This window comes from Saccharicrinis aurantiacus (assembly GCF_947489045.1).
Lineage (GTDB): Bacteria > Bacteroidota > Bacteroidia > Bacteroidales > Marinilabiliaceae > Saccharicrinis > Saccharicrinis aurantiacus.
In genome coordinates, this window is sequence record NZ_CANLCN010000009.1 from 48,799 (window position 1) to 71,367 (window position 22,569).

General features: G+C 36.5%; 10 protein-coding genes and 1 tRNA gene. 10 read left to right on the top strand and 1 reads right to left on the bottom strand.

Annotation, left to right across the window (positions count from 1 at the left end):
- The first annotated feature begins 230 nt into the window (after positions 1–230).
- The 9 genes from QMO11_RS11850 to QMO11_RS11890 all read left to right on the top strand — a co-directional run bounded on the left by QMO11_RS11850 (position 231) and on the right by QMO11_RS11890 (position 20,679).
- Positions 231–785 carry an RNA polymerase sigma factor gene (locus QMO11_RS11850; protein ID WP_075602687.1) on the top strand — a complete coding sequence of 185 codons (555 nt, stop codon included), beginning with the start codon at positions 231–233 and terminating at the stop codon, positions 783–785.
- Between the two features lie 174 nt (positions 786–959).
- The gene (locus QMO11_RS11855; protein WP_282037489.1) at positions 960–2,126 is read left to right on the top strand and encodes a FecR family protein; all 1,167 of its coding nucleotides are present in this window, start codon (positions 960–962) and stop codon (positions 2,124–2,126) included.
- A gap of 226 nt (positions 2,127–2,352) precedes the next feature.
- Positions 2,353–5,883 carry a SusC/RagA family TonB-linked outer membrane protein gene (locus QMO11_RS11860; RefSeq protein ID WP_282037490.1) on the top strand — a complete coding sequence of 1,177 codons (3,531 nt, stop codon included), beginning with the start codon at positions 2,353–2,355 and terminating at the stop codon, positions 5,881–5,883.
- A gap of 11 nt (positions 5,884–5,894) precedes the next feature.
- A complete protein-coding gene (locus QMO11_RS11865; RefSeq protein ID WP_282037491.1) occupies positions 5,895–7,478 on the top strand; it encodes a RagB/SusD family nutrient uptake outer membrane protein in 1,584 nt (527 codons plus the stop codon).
- A gap of 16 nt (positions 7,479–7,494) precedes the next feature.
- Positions 7,495–8,442, top strand: coding sequence for a zinc-binding metallopeptidase (locus QMO11_RS11870; protein ID WP_282037492.1), 948 nt, complete (start codon positions 7,495–7,497; stop codon positions 8,440–8,442).
- Between the two features lie 26 nt (positions 8,443–8,468).
- Positions 8,469–9,866, top strand: a complete 1,398-nt coding sequence (locus QMO11_RS11875) for a DUF4302 domain-containing protein (RefSeq protein ID WP_282037493.1) — start codon at positions 8,469–8,471, stop codon at positions 9,864–9,866.
- Between the two features lie 79 nt (positions 9,867–9,945).
- Positions 9,946–17,556, top strand: coding sequence for a GLUG motif-containing protein (locus tag QMO11_RS11880; RefSeq protein ID WP_282037494.1), 7,611 nt, complete (start codon positions 9,946–9,948; stop codon positions 17,554–17,556).
- Positions 17,557–17,615: 59 nt separating this feature from the next.
- Positions 17,616–20,111, top strand: a complete 2,496-nt coding sequence (locus tag QMO11_RS11885) for a T9SS type A sorting domain-containing protein (RefSeq protein ID WP_282037495.1) — start codon at positions 17,616–17,618, stop codon at positions 20,109–20,111.
- 124 nt (positions 20,112–20,235) lie between these two features.
- Positions 20,236–20,679: a DUF4625 domain-containing protein gene (locus QMO11_RS11890; protein ID WP_282037496.1), complete on the top strand. Its 444-nt coding sequence runs from the start codon at positions 20,236–20,238 to the stop codon at positions 20,677–20,679.
- Between the two features lie 871 nt (positions 20,680–21,550).
- Here the strand turns inward: QMO11_RS11890 and QMO11_RS11895 are convergent.
- Positions 21,551–21,632, bottom strand: a tRNA-Leu gene (locus tag QMO11_RS11895).
- Positions 21,633–21,897: 265 nt separating this feature from the next.
- On the opposite strand from QMO11_RS11895, the gene QMO11_RS11900 reads away from it, so the two are divergent.
- Complete coding sequence (locus QMO11_RS11900; protein ID WP_075602695.1) at positions 21,898–22,566, top strand: hypothetical protein; 669 nt, start codon at positions 21,898–21,900, stop codon at positions 22,564–22,566.
- Positions 22,567–22,569: the final 3 nt, after the last annotated feature.

Sequence of the window (22,569 nt, forward strand, 5' to 3'; positions counted from 1 at the left end):
TTTCATCACTCCAAGATGAAAAAAGGATTCGCATTGGATTTTATTATTGGTTATAAAAATATTCCAGTTCCAGAAGATTAATACTTTTAATATCGACTATTTTATATAGCAATCACTAGAGCAACTATTCGTCATTTATTAAGCATTCAATTAATTAATCACCATTTAATTGTTTTTGTATTGAAATAGTAGTTTTTTGTATTCTTGTATCTGTATTAATAATCCGAAGGGTGAAAAGTATAAATCATAAGCGCATATTTGAAGGTTCTACTTACGAGGATGTTTTCCATAAATATTATGGGGCTTTGGTGAGTTATGCCGTTCGGTTTGTGTCTGATGATCAGGCTTCAGAAGATTTGGTGCAAGATGTATTCTTAAGGTTATTAAATAAAATACGCAATAACGAAGAACTTAATGATGTAAGATCTTATTTGTATCGATCGGTAAAGAATCAATGTATTAATTATAATAAGCACATGTTGGTTCGTGATAAATACGAAGCTGATAATGCTGATGGTATAGATAATGAAGACAACTATATTGATGCAGCTATTAGAACAGAGGTTTACCGACAATTAAATGAAGCGCTAAAAAAGCTACCGCCTCAAACGCAAAAAATATTTCGTTTGGTGTTAGATGGTCTTACATCAAAAGAGATTGCAGAAGATCTTCAATTATCTGTTGAAACTGTTAAAACGCAGCGTAAAAGAGCAAAAATGATGCTAAAGCAGCATTTGGGTAATGTTACATATGTGCTTGCTATACTATTCAATTATATACCCTGATATTAATCACTAGTTCTATCTGATAACCGTCATTTTATTGGCTTTCTGACTTCAATGTGCTTCTTGATTGTAATTAAAAGTCATTTTTTTACGATAAAATGAAATTATTTGTACCCACTTTTTTATAAACGCATGTCTTAACTATAGAAGCGCCTAAAAACCTATTGTTGATTTATGAAAGAACAACTTAAAATAGCCGATATTATTACAAAGTGTATTCAGGAGAAAGAGCTGAGTGCAGATGAGATGCAGTATATAGGCAATTGGCGTAAGCAGTCTAACAATAATAATACGTACAAGGAATTGTTGAATGGAAATGGCTTGGAAGTATTTCAGCAAGAAATAAAAAAATACGATTCCAACGCTGCATTACAAAATGTATTGCGAAAGAGCAGTGCTTCTCCATTTAATAGAGTTCGTTTAAGTTTTCAAAAGATTGCCGCAGTAGTAATACCTGCCATCATTATTTTGGGTGCATCTCTTTTATTGTGGGATAGCACGCCCAAGCAAACAACAATTGTAAAATCAGAAGAAATTAAGCCAGTTTCTAATAAAGCAATATTACTTCTTGATAATGGTCAGTCGGTTCAATTAGATGATATAGAGCAGGGCGTTATCAGTGAATCAGATGGTACACTTATTAGCAACGATAAAGGTTTGATAAAATATGATCAATCTAATAAAATTGCTCAAAAAACGATTTATAATACGATTAAAGTACCTCGTGGCGGAGAGTATCAATTGGTTTTAGCTGATGGTACAAAGGTATGGTTAAATTCTGACTCAGAAATAAAATATCCGGTTCAGTTTGCAGGTAATACAAGAGAAGTATGGATTAGCGGAGAATTGTATTTTGATGTTCATCCTGATAAAAATAAACCATTTAAAATATCAGCCAATGGTGTTGGTATAGAAGTTTTAGGTACTGAGTTTAATGTAGAAGCTTATAAAGAGGACCAAGATATAATTACCACATTAATAGAGGGAAGCGTTAAGGTAACTACCGAATCCAACAACGGTTTAATTATGAAACCAAATGATCAGGTAGTCTTTAATAGAACAGATCAATCCATAGAAATTAATCAGGTAAATGCCAGAAATATGAGTTTATGGAAAGATGGTGTTTTCTATGCCGATGCTGAACCACTTTCTGAGATAATGGAACGTTTGGCACGTTGGTACAATGTAGATGTAAGTTATGATTCGCCAATGTTAAAAACAAAACGTTTTAGTATTGAGGTGAAAAGATATGAAGATATATCAAAGGTATTACACATTTTAGCTGCAACACAAAAGGTTGATTTTGATGTGGAAGGAAATAAAGTAATTGTAATGAAATAAAAATAAAGCAAAAGTTGCGCCAACAACTCTTGCCCATTTAATTAATTCAATAGTTCCCGAGCGGGGAACTATAATGTAAACCTTATACAAATTTATGTTATTATTTAAACAAAAAAACTTTTATAAAAGAAAGTTTCGATTGGCAACACCTGCTTTTGTAGTGCATTTGCTGCTATTGTTTATGTGCTCTGTCTCCGTAAGCGCTAGTGTTTACTCCGAAAATTATATGCTTAGTGTAAAAGGCAAGGATAAACTTTTAACCGAAGTATTTAAAGAAATTCGAAATACAAGTGAATTTACTTTTGTATACGATCACTCCGATGTAGTTGGTATTGTTATCGATGAGGTTTCTTTTGACGAAGTTAGTGTAGAAGATATATTAGACAACTGTTTGGTTAATACAGGTTTGGTATATGAAGTGATTGACAATGTAATTGTATTAAAAAGACTTGCAGTTAATACATCGCTTAACCAGCAAAGCAAAAAAAGAACCATTACCGGTATTGTAAAAGATGATAAAACTGGCGAATTAATGCCAGGAGTAGCAGTTGTTGAAAAAGGAACGTCTAATGGTACTGTTACAAGTTTTGATGGTGATTATTCTATTGAGGTTAGTACAGAAGACGCTATTTTGCAATTCTCTTTTATAGGTATGGATATCCAAGAAATACCTGCCACTTCAGCAATTATTAACTGTGACCTAAAAGAGGAATCAGTAATGATAGAAGAGTTGGTTGTTGTCGGTATGCATAAAGTAGATCGAAGGTTTTTTACGGGAGCTACAGATAAGGTTAGTGCTTCAAGTGCCCGCCTAGATGGTACACCAGATGCAAGTAGAATGCTAGAGGGTAGATCTGCAGGGGTATCGGTTCAAAACCAATCGGGTACTTTTGGTGCCGCTCCTAAAATTAGAGTTCGAGGCGCATCTTCTATATATGGTAACCAAAAACCTTTGTGGGTTGTTGATGGTGTTATTCTCGAAGATGTTGTAAACGTAGGTGCCGACGAACTCTCGTCTGGTGATCCAGCCACACTTATAAGTTCAGCCATTGCGGGTTTAAATGCCAACGATATTGAAAGTTTCCAAATTCTAAAGGATGGTTCGGCAACCTCTATTTATGGAGCGCGTGCCATGAATGGTGTTATTGTAATTACCACCAAAAGGGGTAGTGCAGGAATTACTACGATTAATTATTCGGGTGAATTTACAACACGCTTAACACCTACTTACTCTCAGTTCAATATTATGAACTCTCAGGATCAGATGGAAGTTTATCGTGAACTTGAAGCAAAGGGGTGGTTAGATCATGCTTCTATTTCGAGGGCCCAAAGTGGTGGGGTTTACAATAAAATGTATAACCAAATTAATACTTACGACCCTAATACTGGAAAATTTAAGGTAGAAAATACACCAGAGGGTCGCATGGGGTTTCTAAAAAAATACGAAATGGCCAATACCAATTGGTTTAACGAATTATTTAGTGCCACACCAATGCAAACGCATTCTGTTAGTATTTCTAGTGGTACTGAAAAGGCACGTACCTATGCATCTCTAAGTTATTTTGGAGATCCGGGTTGGACACCGGCTTCTGATGTACAGCGTTTTACTGGTAATATGAATGTGGCTTATGATTTAAATGAGAAACTTACTCTATCGTTTTTAACAACAAATTCTTATCGTAAGCAAACAGCTCCGGGTACTTTATCTCAATCAGTTGATGTGGTAGCAGGTCAGGTATCACGTGATTTTGATATCAACCCTTTTAGTTATGCTTTAAATACATCGCGAGCGATGACTTTGTATAATGCTGAGTCAGGCGAGCGAGAGTTTTTTAGAAGAAATTATACCGATTTCAATATTTTACACGAATTAGAAAACAACTACATGGAATATAATGTAGCTGATTTAAAGTTTCAAGGTGAAATAGATTATAAAATAAACCCAAAATTGCAAGCAAAGGCTTTGGGTTCTTTTCGTTATTCTACCACAAAGCGTGAGCATAAAATAAACGAAAAATCAAATCAAGCCAATGCATATAGAGCTAACGACGATCAATTTGTTAGCAGTAGCAATAAGTATTTATACAGAGATCCAGATGATCCCAATGGAGTTCCTATCGTTGTGCTTCCTGTAGGAGGTATCTACGATTTTGAAGAGTACTCTATGTCGGCATTTGATGTACGTGCCACATTAAATTATAATAACACATTAGCGGGTATACATAGTGTTAATTTATTTGGTGGTGGTGAAGTACGTGCATCAGATAGATCTAATTCTTGGTTTCGTGGATGGGGATATCAATTTGATCAAGGAGGAATTCCTTTTTTAGATCCAAATTTGTTTAAACAGCAAATTGAAGGGAATAACGATTATTATAGAAAAACTAATAATTATGATAGGAGTACCGCCTTTTTTGCCACTAGTACATATGCTTATCGCGGAAAGTACTCTTTAAACTTAACGGGTCGTTACGAGGGATCTAACCAAATGGGTAAGTCCCGATCTTCGCGTTGGTTACCTACATGGAATGTTGCCACAGCTTGGAATGTGCACGAAGAACGCTTTTTTAAGCACCTGCGTCCTTTAATGAGTCATTTAACTACTCGTCTTTCATATAGTTTAACTGCTGAACGTGGTCCTGCAAGTAATGCTGCAGCCTACTTTTTAAATCAAACCACATTCCGTCCAATTGTAACCGATAAAGAAAGTAGTATTACTTTGGTTGATCTTGAGAATAGCGAGCTAACTTGGGAAAAGAAGCATGAGTTTAATGTTGGTTTAGATGCGGGCTTTTTAAAGAATAGAATAAACTTATCAGGTGATTACTACATCCGAAATAACTTTGACTTAATCGGATTAATCAGAACTTCAGGTGTTGGCGGACAAGTTAACAAACTTGCTAATTATGCCAATATGGAATCAAGTGGTTACGAGATGTCTTTAACAACCACCAACATTAAAAAAGATAATTTCTCGTGGGTAACTAATTTCACTTATTCGTATGCACAAAACAAAATTACCAAGTTAGAAAATACACCTCGAATTATTGATTTAGTATCTGGTACAGGTACTGCTGTAGAGGGGTATCCCGTGCGCGCTATCTTTTCTATTCCTTTTGCAGGATTAAATGAAGATGGTTTGCCAACATTTAGAACACACGATGGAGGGACAACCGTAACTGATCATAATTTTCAAGAAACAAGTGCCATAGATCATTTAATTTATGAGGGACCTGTTGATCCAACAACCACAGGAGGTTTAGGGAATACCTTTAGCTATAAAAATTTTAAGTTAAATGTATTTGCAACATACTCGTTTGGTAACGTAATCCGCTTAGATCCATATTTCTCGTCTAGCTATTCTGATTTAGATGCTTCTCCAAAGGAGTTCAAGAACAGATGGATGGTAGCTGGAGACGAGCGTGTTACCAATATTCCAGTAATACCTTCTAGTCGTCAAGTGGCAGAAATTCCAAACTTAAATATGGCTTACAATGCCTATAATTATTCTGATGCACGTATTGCTGATGGTAGTTTTATTCGTATGAAAGAGATCTCTCTTACCTATGATATCTCTAAAGAAACCATTGAGAAGTTAGGTATTGGTTCTGCATCATTACGATTACAAGCCTTAAATCCATTTTTAATATATGCCGATTCAAAATTACAAGGTCAGGATCCTGAGTTTGTTAGGTCGGGTGGTGTGGCAATGCCAATACCTAAGCAATTTACATTAACCCTACGTGTTGGATTATAAAAATGTACGAAATGAAGAATACTCTAGTATATAAAATAAAAATGTTATTCTCAGTGGCTGTTATTGGCGCTGTGCTTGGTTCGTGTAACGACTTTTTAGATCAGTTACCTGATAACAGAACCGAGATAGATGACCCCGAAACAATTGCAAAGTTGTTGGTTACAGCCTACCCTGATATTTCAAATGTGTTAATGGCCGAATTGATGTCGGATAATGTTGCCGATCTAGGTCCAGCATATAGCTCTTTCAATAGATGGAATGAGGATTTATACAATTGGAATCCGGTTATTGAAGATGATCAAGATTCGCCAGCAGCCTTCTGGTCATCTTGTTATACAGCCATTGCTGTAGCCAATCATGCACTCGAAGCTATTGAGAAATTAGGAGGTACCGAAAATTTAGATCCACATAAAGGTGAAGCGCTTGTATGCAGAGCATATAGTCATTTTTTATTGGTAAATATATTTTCACAACATTATAATGTTAACACCTCTGATAGTGATTTAGGAGTGCCTTATGTTACCGAGCCAGAAACAAAGGTATTGGTCGATTATAAAAGAGAATCTGTAGCTAAAGTATATGAGTTAATTGAAAAGGATTTAACAGAAGGTTTATCCCTAATTTCAAATAACCTATATTTTGTGCCAAAGTTTCACTTCTCAATTCAAGCTGCCAATTGTTTTGCATCGCGCTTTTACTTGTATAAAGGAGATTGGAGTAAATGTATCGAACACTCAAATATTGCAATGGCCGATAATCCCAATGCTTATTTACGTGATTGGGTAGCTTACGATGAAATGTCGCCAAGTGAGTTTATGGAGAATTTTACACGTTCTTCAGATAAGGCTAATCTTTTGATGGTTGGTGCAGTTTCGTGGTGGTCAAGGATATATGCTTCCGATAGGTTTGCAGTTTCTGTTCCGAAACGCGACGATTACTATGGTTATTTTAGTGGTATCCATCCTTGGGGAGGCGGTCAAGATTTGTTATCAGGATCAGCAGTGAATACAGGAACCTATGCCATGAAAAATATTTACACCTATGGTACAGACTCATGGTTTACGCCCAAGTGGAGCGAGAAATTTAAATATTCTTACCCAGGAGCCAATACTGGTATTGGTTACATTATGCAACCCGTTTTTACAGGCGAAGAGATGTTATTAAATCGTGCTGAAGCATTAATAATGAGTGGAAGTATCGATGAAGGAATCGCAGATTTAAACCTATGGGTTGATACGCATTGTCCGTACCCAGGTTCAATACCAGAATATTTAGAGAAGTATTTTTCTTATAAACCTCATGCTGATTTAAATCCAGGTTTTGAGGTGCCCGAAGATAGGCGTATGTTAATTCAAGCCACTTTAGATATCCGTCGTCGTGAGTTCTTACACGATGGATTAAGATGGTTCGATATAAAACGCTATAATTTCGAAATTGAACATCAATTAATTGATGGAAGTTCTTTAGTACTGGCTCCCAATGATCCTAGAAGAGCAGTTCAAATACCACAAGATGCTCTTAATGGTGGTGTAGAGCCTAACCCGCGTGAGCCATTTGAGAAAGGTGATGATGATTATATCTCACTTTATAAATAATCAGAAACGTTATATTATGATAAAAGCAATTAAAGCATATTTTTATATTACGGCAATTATTTTTGCATGTAGTGCCTGTAATAAAGAAGAGCAGCTTTCAGAAAGTCGCTTAGATGATTCACCACAAGAATTAAGTGAGCTTGATCAGTGGTTACGTGATGTATTTTTGCCGTATAATCTCGAAGTTAAATATAAGTGGGAAGATTATGAGGGAGATTTTACAAAAAACTTAGTGCCCCCTGCAGAGGATAAAGTGAAGCCACTAATGGACGTAATGGATAAGGTATGGATCAAATGTTACGAGGAAGAAGGTGGAGAAGAATTTATTAAGTCATATATCCCAAAGTTATTATACCTGTTGGGTGGTGCTGGTGTAAACCCTGAAGGAACCGTTGTACAAGGTACAGCAGAAGCAGGTAGAAAAATTGTGTTGTACGAGGTAAATAAGTTTGATTATTCTGATGCATCGCGTATTAATCGTTTTTTCCATGTAATGCATCACGAGTTTGCTCATATTCTTCATCAAAAAATACTTTATGATGCAGCTACTTACGAAGAAATATCAAAAGGAAAATACCGTAGCGATTGGAGTAATGTGAGTAATTCAGATTTAGAGTCTTATTTAGGAGAAGGGTTTGTATCTCCGTACTCAATGTCATCTCGTGACGAGGACTTTGTTGAGGTAATTGCCTATATATTAACACGCACCAAAGAAGAGTGGGAAGCCTACATTACTCAGCCCGAGGCAAATATTGAGAAGCTAAGAGCCAAGGAAAGCATTGTGGTGAATTACTTTAAGAATGTGTGGAATATAGAAATATTTGAATTGCAAAGTTTAATTGCAGAGAAAATAGAATTGCTTACAGGTGTACCTACCACAGAGCAATCGAAATATGAATCGCCTTTTATTTATAATAGCAAAACAGCACAGTTCTGTAGTAGTTGTGAGTTGGTTCATAAATAATTAGTGTCATTTAAAAAGCTTGTAAAATGATTAATAAATATATAAAATTCACGGCCTATTTGCTTGCCCTATTGGGCTTGATAGTGTCTTGTGTACCCGAGGCAGAGGATGTATTTGAATTATCAGCTCTTCAGAGAGCTCAGGAACACCGCGATGCTTGTTATAATACATTAGTATCTGCTGAAAATGGCTGGGTTGTTCAATATTATCCAGAGTCGAAATACTATGGAGGATATACCTTTTTAATGAAATTCACCGATAAGGGAAGAGTGATTATGACCTCTGAGGAGGCTTTTCAAGAAGAAACTACCAACTCAACGTTCAGAGTACACTCTGGCCAATCAACGGTATTGTCGTTTGATACTTATGCAGCTATTCATTATCTGGCCGATGCAGAGGCATTGACACCTAAATATAAAGGACAAGATTTATCGGAAATAGAGTTGACAGAAAACCCATTTGTGAGTTATGGTAGTGGTTACCAGGGCGACTTTGAATTTGTATGCGATTCTATATCCGATGACTATGTTCAGTTTAAAAGTTTAAAAAGAAAAACCAGAGTAGAGTTTACTAAGCTGAAAAACAGTAGTGTTGAAGATTATATCAAAGCTCAGACCTTAACAAGCGAAATTCTTGAAGAAAAAGCCAGAGAAGGACTCTTTATATCATATCAAGGTACCGATATCGAATTAACTTACGATGTTTTTCATCGCTTTAATAAGTATGGTTTCGATGAAACAGGGGCTTATACAGCCTCAGCAATGCCTTTTGTAGTAACTACCAACTCTATAAAACTTTATACACCTGTGAAAATAGGAGGTATTGAAGTGTCTGAATTTTTCTGGAATGAGGATGAGGATTTATTTAAATCAGAAGAAGGGGTAAGTTTAGTACAAGGGAAAACTGCTAGAGCTGAGTTTACTAATCCGGCTGACTATAAAGCCTATTGGATTAATATGAAGTTAAGTAGCCAAGCTTTTTTAGAAGACATTAGTAACTTAGAAAAAGAGTTATATGTTGCCCTAGAAAACCCTAATTTGTTTGGAGGCGTAAAACGTATGCGTTTACTGATGAATGCTTACCCTACTGCTCAAGCTTATTTCGGTGGTTCGCACCGTATTGATGTGTTTACTGAAGTTGCCGATACAGAGAAATCAAACTTGTATTTAATAGGTACAACAGCTATGAGTATGACAGCAACATCATTTAACTATGGAGCCAACTTTGGCGATGGTTACGGAGGAACGGCAGGGTATGCACCCTTTCATAATTTAGTAAGCAATTGGTTGTATCATGTTTTATATAAACCCAATGTATACGAGGTAGAGGTTGAAGAAAGGTGGAGTTTGGGCGAACGCTATACCAATATTAAGCTCATCCGAAATGATAATCCTAATTATTATATCACACTTGAATTAGAATAAGAATAATTATAGCACGCAAGCGAGTTTAGCAAGGTTAAGCTCGCTTGCGTGTAAGTCTATTTATTTAAATCCATAACTTATGAATGCAAAAACTTTACGTTTATTGTTAATGATGCTGGTGTGTGGCATATTTACTGCGCACGCACAATATAGCGGAGGTAGCGGAACGGCTGAAGATCCGTTTAAAATCTCTACGCTAGCAGATCTCAAGGAACTTTCCTTGTCAAAAGCCGATTTGGCAGCACATTTTGTGTTAACTAATGATATTGACGCCACAGAAACCAATACTTGGGACGATGGTGCTGGGGTTATTGTTGGTTTCACGCCTATCGGAAGTGATATTAATAACTCCTTTAGAGGTGTTTTCGACGGGAAAGGTTATAGCATTGATAATTTATATATCAATAGACCAAATACTAGTAAAGTCGGTTTCTTTGGTTTCTTAGGAAGTAGTCATGTTTCACCTGAGGTGAAAAACTTAACCTTACAAGATGCCACAGTTACAGGTTCTGACGTTGTAGGTGGTTTAGCAGGACAAGCCTATGGTGAAATATACAACTGTCATGTTTCAGCAAATGTATTAGCTACCAAAACATCTTATGTGATAGTAGGAGGTTTAGCTGGTCGTTTAACAGGTACAGCTGTTCTGTGTTCTAGTGCAGGTACTGTTGAAGGATACGATTATGTTGGTGGCTTAGTTGGAGAACTAACAAATAATAATGATTATACCTATGGTATTTTCCGAAGTTATAGTACAGCTGATGTTACTGCTTTAAAATCATCAACATGTTATGCGGGTGGCCTTGTTGGTAAAGCTGCTGCATCCATAAGTAATAGTTACGCAACAGGTAATGTAACTGCTGCCAACTATGTTGGTGGATTAACAGGTTATATGTCAAATAATTCTAAAGTAATTGAATATTGTTTCTCAAGAGGAACTGTTACTTCAGGCGTTGGAACTTGTGGCGGTTTAGTTGGTTATTTAGCAAGCGGTTCTCTTAATAATTGTTATACATTAAGCGAGGTAGTTACCGAAGCAACTACTTATGTAGGTGCTTTAATTGGTCGTTATCCTTATACAAAAAATATTAGCGATAATTATTATAATAGCGATTTGGGTACTACAGATATTGGTGCAGAAGATGAGTGCAAAGGTATTTCTTTAGCCAATTTTTCAGTAGAGGCAACATTTGCGAACTGGGATTTTAGTGCCGATTGGGAAATGACGGTATTGTCTGATATTGCTCCTGAATCATTGCCTTATCCTAGAGGTTTATCTTACGATTATCTTGTGAGCTACGATCAAATTCTTGAAAAAGCAGGTACAGTTAGTGGCGATTATGGTTGGAGAAATAAAGGTGATGAAGTTACATTTATCGCTTCGGAAGCCATAACTCCATATGTTTTTGCAGGATGGTATTTAGAAGATGAAAAGGTATCAGATGAAAATGTATTTACCTTTAATGTATCGGGTGATGGCGTATATACAGCACGTTATATGGCTGAGTATAGTGGAGGTAGCGGAACAGAAGAGGCCCCATATATTATTTCTTCTTTAGATGATTTAGCGCTACTTTCTCAAACACCAGAATATTATGGTAGTTACTTTATACTATCAAATGATATTGATGCTTCTGATACAAAAAATTGGGTAGATGCAGCTAATAGTAATATCGCAGGATTTACCCCGATTGGTCAACCGTCAAAAGATGGTACTAACTTTACTGGTCATTTTGATGGGAAAGGTTATACCATTTCTAACCTATTTATCAACAGTATTACAGAGGATAATGTTGCTTTATTTGGTTTTGCAAACAAAGCCACTATTGTTAATCTTAATATGATTGGTTACAATATTATTGCTCGCGATAATGTAGGTGCCTTAATAGGTCAATCAGCAGGCTGTATTATTGATAACTGTAGTGTTAATGGTGAGGTGCAAGGTCAATCGAGAGTTGGTGGTATTGCAGGTTATCTAAGTAGTGGTAGCATTAGCAAAAGTAATTCAGCAGGGACTCTCAAATCATCAGGTGGTTTTAGCGGTGGTTTAGTTGGTATGAGCAGTTATTGTGTAGCTGAAGAATGCTTTTCTTCTGCCAATGTTTACGGTGACGAAACTGTTGGTGGTCTTATGGGAAAGTGTTTTGGTACAACTACATACTGTTATGCTACAGGTAATGTTGAAGGTAGAGAGTTTGTAGGTGGATTTGCGGGATCAATAAATTCAGAAGTTGGCTACTGTTTTGCAACAGGAGATGTATCTATTATTAGTAATATCCCGGATGGTTTAACTCACGGATATATTGGTGGCTTTACTGGTGATCTTGTGATAACTAGTACTTATAAGCCAGTTGTTTATATGTGTTATGCTACAGGAGCAGTAACAAACTCTTCTAAATTTGGAGGTTTCTACGGAGATTTCTTTAGTTCGAATTATAGTAACCCTCCAACCGCTTGTGTATACGATAAAGAAACATCTACGCAAGCTGATCAAGAACGTGAAGGAGTAACTGCTTTAACAACCGCTCAGTTTGCTGATATCAATAATTTCCCCGAAGGTTGGTCAGTAGAATGGGAAATTGCAACACTTGAAGAGTTTGATAGTAATCCACGCCCATATTTAAAGAAATTGGTGGGTTACGATTATCAAGTGCATTACGAAATTGAGAATGTTTTAGCCGGTTCTATTTCTGCAGATCAAGAAGAAGGTTGGTTTCACCATGGTGATGAAGTTACTTTAACCGCCACTACAGAACCTGGATATGAGTTTGATGGATGGTATATTGGCGAGGATAAAGTATCAGAAGAAGCGATTTTTACAGCTACCATATCTGAAACAGCTATTTACGTCGCTAAACATTCAAGACCAGAAGTAGGCTTTTCAGGAGGAAATGGATCAGCTTTAAATCCATATAAAATAGCAACACTCGAAGATCTAAATATTCTTGCCAATAGAATTGAAGACTTTAGGCAAAATAGTTTCATTTTAATTAATGATATAGACGCTTCTGCATCAGCAGCAATGCAAAATGGTTTAGGGTTTCGACCTATAGGAGCAAAAATAGGAAATCAGTCTGTTGCCTTTAATGGAAGTATTGATGGGGATGGGTATGCAATCTCTAATCTTACTATTAATAACCCTGATGAAACGAACTTAGGTTTTTTTAGAACATTTTCAGGAAGCGTGAGTAATTTGACATTTAAGGATTGTAATATTATTGGAGAAGCTTATGTTGGTATTATTGCCGGACAAAACTCTGGTACTATTACAAACTGTACTGTTATAGGTGGCTCTGTAACAGGAGAAACACATGTTGGAGGTGTTACAGGTGACTTGCCTTATAGTGGTAAAACCTACTTTAGCTCAGTTGATGGAACTGTTGTAATAGGTACAAATAAAGTTGGTGGATTTGCTGGAAATAATTCAGGTATTGTTTCATCATCTTCAGCTAAAGCCATAGTTACGGGTAGTGAAGAAGTGGGTGGTTTTATTGGTTATTTAAAAGGTTCCATTAAAAGATCTTCGGCTAGTTCAACCGTTAATGGTGCATACAAAGTAGGTGGTTTTATCGGAAGTACAACAAATGGGGCTACCATCGAAAAATCCTATGCCAATTCTAACGTTACCGTTAAAGACAATGGGGGAGAAAATCATGGTACAGTGGCCGGTGGTTTTGTTGGATATTTATATTATGGCACTATCAACGATTGTTATGCCGTAGGATCGTTAACAGCACTTGATAAAGCAGCAGGTTTCGCAGGTTTTGCAACAAACAGACTAACTGTTAATAATTGTTATTCAGCAGTTGCCATTAATGCACCAGGTATGTTTACTGCAGGGTTTATTGCTGAAATTAGTACAGCTGATGTTACAGTTACTGGTTCTTATTTCGATACTGATATATCAGGATATACCGAAGCTTACAGCAGTGATGCCTCTGGTATTGCAGAAATTACAGCATTAAGTTCTGAGGAAATGAGTTCACAGGCTAATTTTAATACCTTGGATTTTGAAACTATTTGGGAGGTATCAACAAACGAAGCGATTGATAATAATGCACGTCCTTATTTAAAATGGGAGTCATCTTCAAGTGAGGTAAGTATAAAAGTAGTGCCTGAAGGTGTGGCTAAAGCCTACGGCGCTGGTTGGTATAGTTTAGGCGATGAAGTAGAACTGTCGGTTGCTACAGAAACAGGTTGGAAAGTACAAGATTGGAGACTGTTAAATGTTGAACAAGGTACATCAAACACTCTTAAATATACCATTGGTAATGAAGAAGCTTATGTATTTACCGTTACCTTAGTTGAGGATTTCTCGGCAAAAGGAGAGGGAACTGCAGAAATGCCATATGAGATAACTAATTTATCAGAGTTAGAGCAATTAACGAAGCTATCATCTTTATGGGATAAGCATTTTGTATTAATGAATGATATTGATGCATCGGCAACAAAGGATTGGAATGTTGGTGATCACGATAGAGATATTCAGACTCCGGAAATCGCAATGGGTTATTCTCCTATTGGAGATACCGAAGATGTTGGAAATAGAGGTAGGATACCATTCTCAGGAACTTTTGATGGACAAGGATATACCATAAGTGGTTTATATGTTTATCGTCCTAATGATGCATATATTGGTTTATTTGGGTGTATCAAAGGTGCAACTATTAAGAATTTAACTTTGGAAGATGCCGATATTACTGGAAATGGTTATTCTTCTGCATTGGTTGGTTCATCTTATTTGAATAAGGAAAAAGATGAATTATTTATCTCAACGATAGATAACTGTAATGTAATTCAATCTAAAATATCAGGAGGCGGATATACTGCCGGAATAATTGGGTATGCGTATTATCTAAATATTTTAAATTCATCTGTACAAGATGTAGATCTAACAAGTGGGCCATATTCAGGCGGACTTGTTGGTGATCTTTTGTCAGATGCTACTGTTAAGAACTGTTATTCAACAGGATCTGTAACTGGTTATGGTGATAATGTTGGTGGATTAGTGGGACGTTGCTATTCTCGTAGTAGTGTAATGGATTCTTACTCTGAATGTACTGTGTTAGGAACACAATATGTTGGTGGTTTAGTAGGGTACCAAGGTGCTTTTGCACTAATAAAAGATTGTTATGCAACGGGAGCTACTGAATCAAGAAGTTTAAATGGCTGTGTTGGTGGTTTTGTTGGTGGTATTAACATAGCTACTATTTCAGACTGTATGGCCTCTGGTGATGTAACTTCGCTTGATCTATATGCTGGTGGATTTTTAGGCTATAGTGATGGTGCTAGTAATACTATAATAGAAAAATGCTATGCTACGGGTAATGTATATGGTCGTAGATTCCTTGGTGGATTTGCAGGTATATGTCAAGCTACAATTAGTTACTCTTATTCAACAGGTACGGTTGATGGATCGGTAGAAGAGGGTTATGAGCATTCTGAAATGGATGTTCAGTTTGGTGGTTTCACGGCTCGTAATGGCTACAATTGTAATATTACCAACTGTTTTACTTTATCTGATGTAACAGGTTATATTTTAGTTGGTGGTTTTGTAGGAGTTAATGCGGGTTACATTGGAAACTGTTACAGTGCTAATGTTATAACAGCCAAAGGACAAAATCCAGGTGCTTTTATTGCACATGTGATGGAAGATGAGAGAAGTAAAGTAGTAGGGAGTTATTATGATAAAACAATTGCTGGTATTTCGCCTGCCATAGGTAGTGGAAAAATAGAAGGAGTTGTTGGTATAGAAACAAAAGACTTTGCAGACATCACTTTAATGCCTGAGTTAGATTTTAGTTCTACTTGGAAAATAAAAGTTAATGAAGATTATGACGACAATAGTCGCCCATACCTGAAATGGGAAGATGGTGGATCAAAATTAGATATCGCTGAATCACATCTTTATGCCGGAGAATACGAAGGTAATGGATGGTACACTAATGGTGAATCAGTAAGCCTATTTGCACAAAACATCCAACCAGGATTTGCATTTAGCCATTGGGAATTGAATGATGTATTGGTATCAGAAGCCAATCCATATGAGTTCGATTTTAGTGGAGATGAAGATATGGTTTATACTGCGGTTTATAAGGAAGATAATATTCTTACAAATGGTGATGGTTCAGAATCTAATCCATACATCATTAGTACATTAAAAGAATTGGTTTGCCTTACAAATATCCCATCTATTTGGAATAAATATTTTGAGTTAGGTGCTGATATTGATGCAAGTGCTTCTACCGATTTAAATCAGAATACCGGATTGTCTCCTATTGGAGGAGATTACGAAAATAGATTTACAGGTCAATTCAACGGTAAAGGTTATACTATATCTGGTCTTTTTGTGAATAGAGCAAGTAGTCAAAATGCACAAGCCCTTTTTGCTCATGTTGGAGATGAACAAGGTGCCGTTACGGTTATTAAGAACATTAATTTGAATAATGTTTTAGTTGCAGGTGCTAATGGAGTAGGTGCTTTAGTTGGGGATATGACCAATACACAGGTAAGCAATTGTAGTGCAAACGGATTGGTACTTGGTACTAGCAATTATATTGGTGGATTAGTAGGACGTTCTAATGGTGATTCTCATATCTATTCAAGTTCTTATAAAGGAACCGTATTTACGGTATCTAGCATTACAGGTTCTTCAACTGGTGGATTAGTTGGATACAGTGGTAATACTTTGGTGGAGCGCTGTTATGCAATTACCGACTCTGTAAGTAGTACTGGTGAATCAGTAGGAGGACTAATTGGTTATAATCATGATGTGGCCTATGGTGCAGAAGAATCCGATGAGCAAAAGTATGGTATTAAGCAATGTTTTGCAGTAAGTAATCTAGTAGCTGCAACAGGCGATTATGTAGGGGGTCTTGTTGGGGCAAACAAAGGAGCTTACATTAAAGAAAGCTATGTGGTTGCAACAATGGAATCGAGAAATGATAAGGCATTTTATGTTGCGGGTCTTATAGGATCAAGTATTCGTGGAACAGTTATCGATACCTATTTTAATAAATCGAAACCAGGTGTAAAAATTAATTCATACGGTAAAGATTACTCTACTCAAGAGTTCGAAAATACAAGTTTATTTAATAATTGGAAGTTTGATGTTGAAGGCGGTTGGAAAATGGCTGTTGGATTAAACGGAGACTTAATGCCTTGTTTCTCTGATATGGATACTTACACGCTTACCTTTAAAGCAGGAGAATTTGGAAAAGTTGCACGCGAAGGTAGTAGCAATAAAGTTGACGAAATAACAGATGTTATTTTAAAAGGTTTCCATTCACGAAAAGTAACAGCTATTGCTGATATAGACCATGAATTTGTGAATTGGCAGGTAGAAGGTGCTGGTATTTGGGATATGGACAATGAAACCACTTATGTGCCTGGCGATAAAGGAACTGATATGGTTTTAGTTGCTAATTTCAATCCTTCAGAGGTAGGAGTTAATCAAGTAGATGGCCTAAGAGTTAGTGCTTATCCTAATCCTGTAAAAGATGTAGTTTACTTCAACGGAGTAAATATAGACTCAAGTATAAAATTTGTTGATGTAAGAGGAAATGTGGTGTTAATTGAAAACAATTTCAACGGACAATCAATAAATATATCACACTTAAACGCAGGTGTTTATGTAGCAATAATTCAGGCTGCAAACGGAACCCAAAAAGTTAAAGTGGTGAAGCAATAAATTAAAATAAATAACAGAGCAGTAAACCCTTGTGTTTACTGCTCTTAAATATCATTATTATGAGAAGATTAATACTCTTACCTTTATTTTTGGTCATGTTAATGGCTCAAGTTAGGGTGAATGCATGTGAGCCACATTCTTCTAATGTTTGCCAAATTGGGCAGGCCATTAGAAATGGCCATGTTTGCACAGACACTATACATAGTGCTTGTTCGTGGGGTGGATCGGGTAAGGTGAATAAAAAATTCACACCTTCTCCGTTTAGTCAATTAAAAAGTGGAGGTCAGAAAAAATCAGAATTCGAACTAATACTATTTAATTTTCCATCTACAGAATCTGAAGAAGCATTTAAGTATGCCGTTTCTATTTGGGAAAAGTCTCTTGCAACAGCTGCCCCGGTACGAATTTTTGCTTATTGGTCAAGAAACCTACCTACAGGCGCTCTAGCTGGATGTTCACCAGAAGGTTATGAAAGAAACTTTTACGGTCAAACGATGATTAATACCTTTTACCCAAGAGCGTTGCATAACAAACTAACTTATACCGATCATGAGGTATTGGATATGAGTATTGTAATTAATTCGAATCTCGAAAACTGGTATTATGGTACAGATGGTGAAACTCCGGTGGATAGTTACGATTTTGTAACGGTTATGCTTCACGAGTTGGCTCATGGTTTTGGTATGCAGGGTACGTGCAATGGGCGTGGTTTTTATAAAGAAAATCCCAAAGAGTATACCATTTTCGACCGTCACATAGAAGATTCAATTGGTAATAAAATTGATGATTTAAAGCTTTATCCTTCTTACTCAGAAGAGTTATTTGATGCCCTTAGAAACCAATTGTATTTTAATGGCGAACTAGCCACAAAAGCAAATGGTGATAAAAAGGTGCCTTTGTATACGCCCGATTATTTTATGCAAGGATCAAGTGTATACCACCTAGATACAATCTTCGATAATGATGATGCCAATAGCTTATTAACATTTCAATTAGATTTAGGTAGAGCAATTCATACTCCTGGGCCTATTTTACTTGGTGTTTTAAAAGATATAGGTTGGGATGTGGCCGATATTTCACATACGGTTAAAGATTTAGATAACGCACAAGTAGATAGTAAAGAAATTGAATTCAGTGTTGCTTCGGAATACGACGTGGAAGAGGTAAAACTCTTTTATAAAAAAAGTGGAGAAAAAGATTATATAGAGGCGCCAGTTAGCGCAAAGGATAATAATAAATACTCTGCTACGCTATCCAATCTTGAATACAACAATACCTATAATTACTACATAAACATTAGTGATAAAAAATTAAACGATGAACGTTCCTTTAATTTCCCAACCAATGCTTTAATTAAGCCTAGTGTGTTTGTGTTTGGCGAAGATTTAATAGCACCAGAAGTATCGGAAGTTACCAACAACATTAATGTTTGGTTGCCTTACCGTAAGTCTTTTAAGGTATCGGCAGAAGCAAGTGATAACTATGCCATTGAGCAAGTGCTTGTAAGATGGACTGTAGATGGTGTACAGCAGAATGATGTTGAAATGACATTAAATACTGAAACCGGTTTATATTCAGGTGATGTAATGTTACCAGAGGGCTTAACAAATGCATCAGTAGTAAGCTATAAAGTGGAAGCTACTGATATGGCCGCCAATCCGAATACCACTCTTTTTCCAGAGGGCGAAGCGGTATATAGCGTTAAAATTACCGAATTCAATTACGTGGATGAAGATTATGCCACGGATTTTGAGGATGAAAATATTGATTCCGATTTCCTATTAAATGGCATGAGGATTCTTAAACCATCTGATAAATTTAAGTCTAAAAGTTTAAACACACCACATCCTTACGATGTTTCAACAGCTTACTCAGCTACCTTCTGTAATAAAGTTTTGGTTAAAGATGGTGCTAAATTACGTTTCGACGAGATTGTAATGGTTGAAGGTGGCAAAGATGGTTATAAGTATCCATCACCTTATTTTTATGATTTTGCCTTAATACAAGGTTCTATTGATAATGGTGAAACATGGGAACCTCTTATTGATGGTTACGATGCAGGTGAACAGCAATCGTGGACTAAACTTTGGTCGAGTTTCCTTGAATCAGGAGAAAGTGTTCCTCCAAATTCATTAGCCTTTGCTGATTCAACTTACTATGTGAATAAGGAAATTGATTTAGTGAGGGATACCTACCTAGAGGAAGGTGACGAGGTGTTAATACGTTTTGTAATGGTTTCTGATATTATAATTTTTGGATGGGGTTGGAGTATTGATAATTTATCAATAAGCTACGAAGATCCAGAAGATGTCTCTGTGGCTACAAATCCGTTTAATACAATTCAAGTGATACCTAATCCTGCAAAAGATAATATAACCATTAACGCACCGGGTATTTACAACCTTGAAGTATACAATTTAACGGGTGCAAAAATAAAGAGTTTGCAAGTGACTGGTTTAAGCCCTATTTATATTGGCGACCTGTTAAAAGGCATGTATGTATTAAAAATAAAAGGCAACGGTAATTCCGTTAGCAAAAAGTTATTAAAGCAATAATTATAGTGTGTTAGTGCCTTTGAGAAATGACAATGCTTAAGGCCTATTAAGTAAGAGTCTGTTTGTAAAAACAAACAAGGCTCTTGCTTTAAATAATATGAAATCGAAAAAAAAACGAAACAATATGAAAAATGTAATAAATATTTTAGCCCTGTGCCTACTAATGATGACCATCGCTTGTGGTAAAGACGATGAAAAAGAGTCTACATCTGATCAAACAGCTCCTGAGTTAATCATTGAATCGCCTGTAGATAATACCGATCTACTTTCAGGTAATCAAGTATTCGTAAAGGCCCTTTGTAAAGACGATGTAGCACTTTCTAAGCTAACTGTTACCCTTTCTAAAAAAGCATCAGAGCAAGCCACTACAAAGAGTGTTAAAGAGCCTTGGACTGAAGATGATTTAGTAATTGACCTTAGCGGTACAGAACAGTCGGTTGATGAGTTATTCGGAGAAATTTCGAGCGATGCGCTTGCAGGCGTATATCAATTAAATTTTACTCTTGCTGATGAAGCAGGTAAAACAACCTCAGAAACCATCACACTGAATGTAAACATGAATCTTTAATGCGAAGTAATTAGCAGCTAATATTAGATTATTTCGGTAATCAATAACAACTAGTATTGTTATAATATAACAAGCCCTAGTGAAAAACTCTCAAAGCCATTCTTACAAAAGTAAGGGTGGCTTTTTAATTATAACTTAGTGACTTTCTTACTTAATTGGTCTCCTCTTTTTTCTAGCCCCTTTATTCGCGCCACACTATATATTCATCATAAGGGGCTTCCCCTGCGGGTCGTGCTTTTCGCTATATCTTTGCTTCGCCATAAGGGGCTCACAAAGGATGCCGCTACAATCACTAAGCCAGGCCAGCATAAACAATATGGATGGTAAACAACATAGCCCATCAATAACCTAAAAGCATGTAGGTTTACGCAAAGCCCCGCTGCAAAACTCCGAAGGCATGCAGATTTACACAAACCCCAGCTGCAAAAAATTGGAGGCATGCAGATTTACGCAAAGCCCCGCTGCAAAAAATCGAAGGCATGCAGTTTTACGCAAAGCTCCACTGTAAAAAATTGAAGGCATGTAGGTTTACGCAAGGCTTCGCTGCAAAAAAATGGAGGCTTACAGTTTTACGCAAGGCTCCGCTGCAAGAAACGGAGGCATGTAGGTTTATGCAAAGACTGCCTAAAATATCAATAACAAGGGTGTGTAATACAGGAGGTTATTATTCTGAAACAAGATTATATATACCTGAATAGTCTTTGAGACCATTAATTATAGTATCGGGGTTACGCATGTAATTAATTTTTATGAATAAATATTACACTACTGCTGCTGTAGGTTAACTTAGGTTGGTTGTCCAATAGTTGTGCAAAACAAAAAAGCCAGACTAATTAAAGTCTAGCTTTCTTTTAGATACAGTTTTAATCTGTACCCAGAGCCGGGGTCGAACCGGCACGGGTTGCCCCACTGGTGTTTGAGACCAGCGCGTCTACCAATTCCGCCATCTGGGCTTGCAAAGCATTGCTGCTTTTTTGCGTGTGCAAATATATATAAAAGATTATATTTCGCAAGTCACTTATCCCAATCTTTTTTCTCAGGTCTATTTTTTTTGTGTAACACAAATATAGGCTTCCTATTACCAAACCTTGTAAGTCACTTTGATAAGCAAATTTAAGCAGCCTACATGCGCATAAAAAAACTAGATCTCATAAATATTTAAGAGCTGAAATAAATTGTGATAGAATTATTAAATTCGCCTCTTAATAATTTAGAAATATGACATTGAATAAGATATTCTTACTACTTATATTTATTTTATTATATCTAATGCCAAACCTATCAGCTCAAAAAAAAGAATTTTGGTGGGGTGGAGGAGTGGCTTATCAAGTGCCTACAAACCTAATGGCGGATAAAGATTTTGGTTTTGCCACAGTAGCTAAAGGTGGAGCTGGTTTTTTTGGTACAGGTACTTATTTTTACAATCCGCAACTATCCTTAACAGGCGATGTGGGCTATAGTTTCTTCCCAAAAGATAAGGAGTTTTGGGATGTGAACAATTATGGCGATGTGAATATGACCTATCAAATGTTGAGTGCCACATTTCAGGGTAATTTTTATTTGAGCGAAGGAGAGGTGCGCCCATACTTTGGGGCCCTATTTGGATTTTATTACTTAATGAATAAAATGAGCTTTACATCTAATAACGAAATCAGTAATCAATCAAAATCTTACAAAAGTAATGAGCTTCAACCCGGAATGGGCTTAGAGTTTGGAACTCTAATTCAGATGGCTAAAAAAGAGAAATTATCCATCTCTCTCCGTTTCTCATATATCCCAAATATCGAATCGAAGTATTTACCCGATGAGCAAATAACCATTAACCCACACGGCAAACAAAACCATTGGGGCTTAGCGCTTAAATACTATTTTGCAGGTAAACGCTAAAGC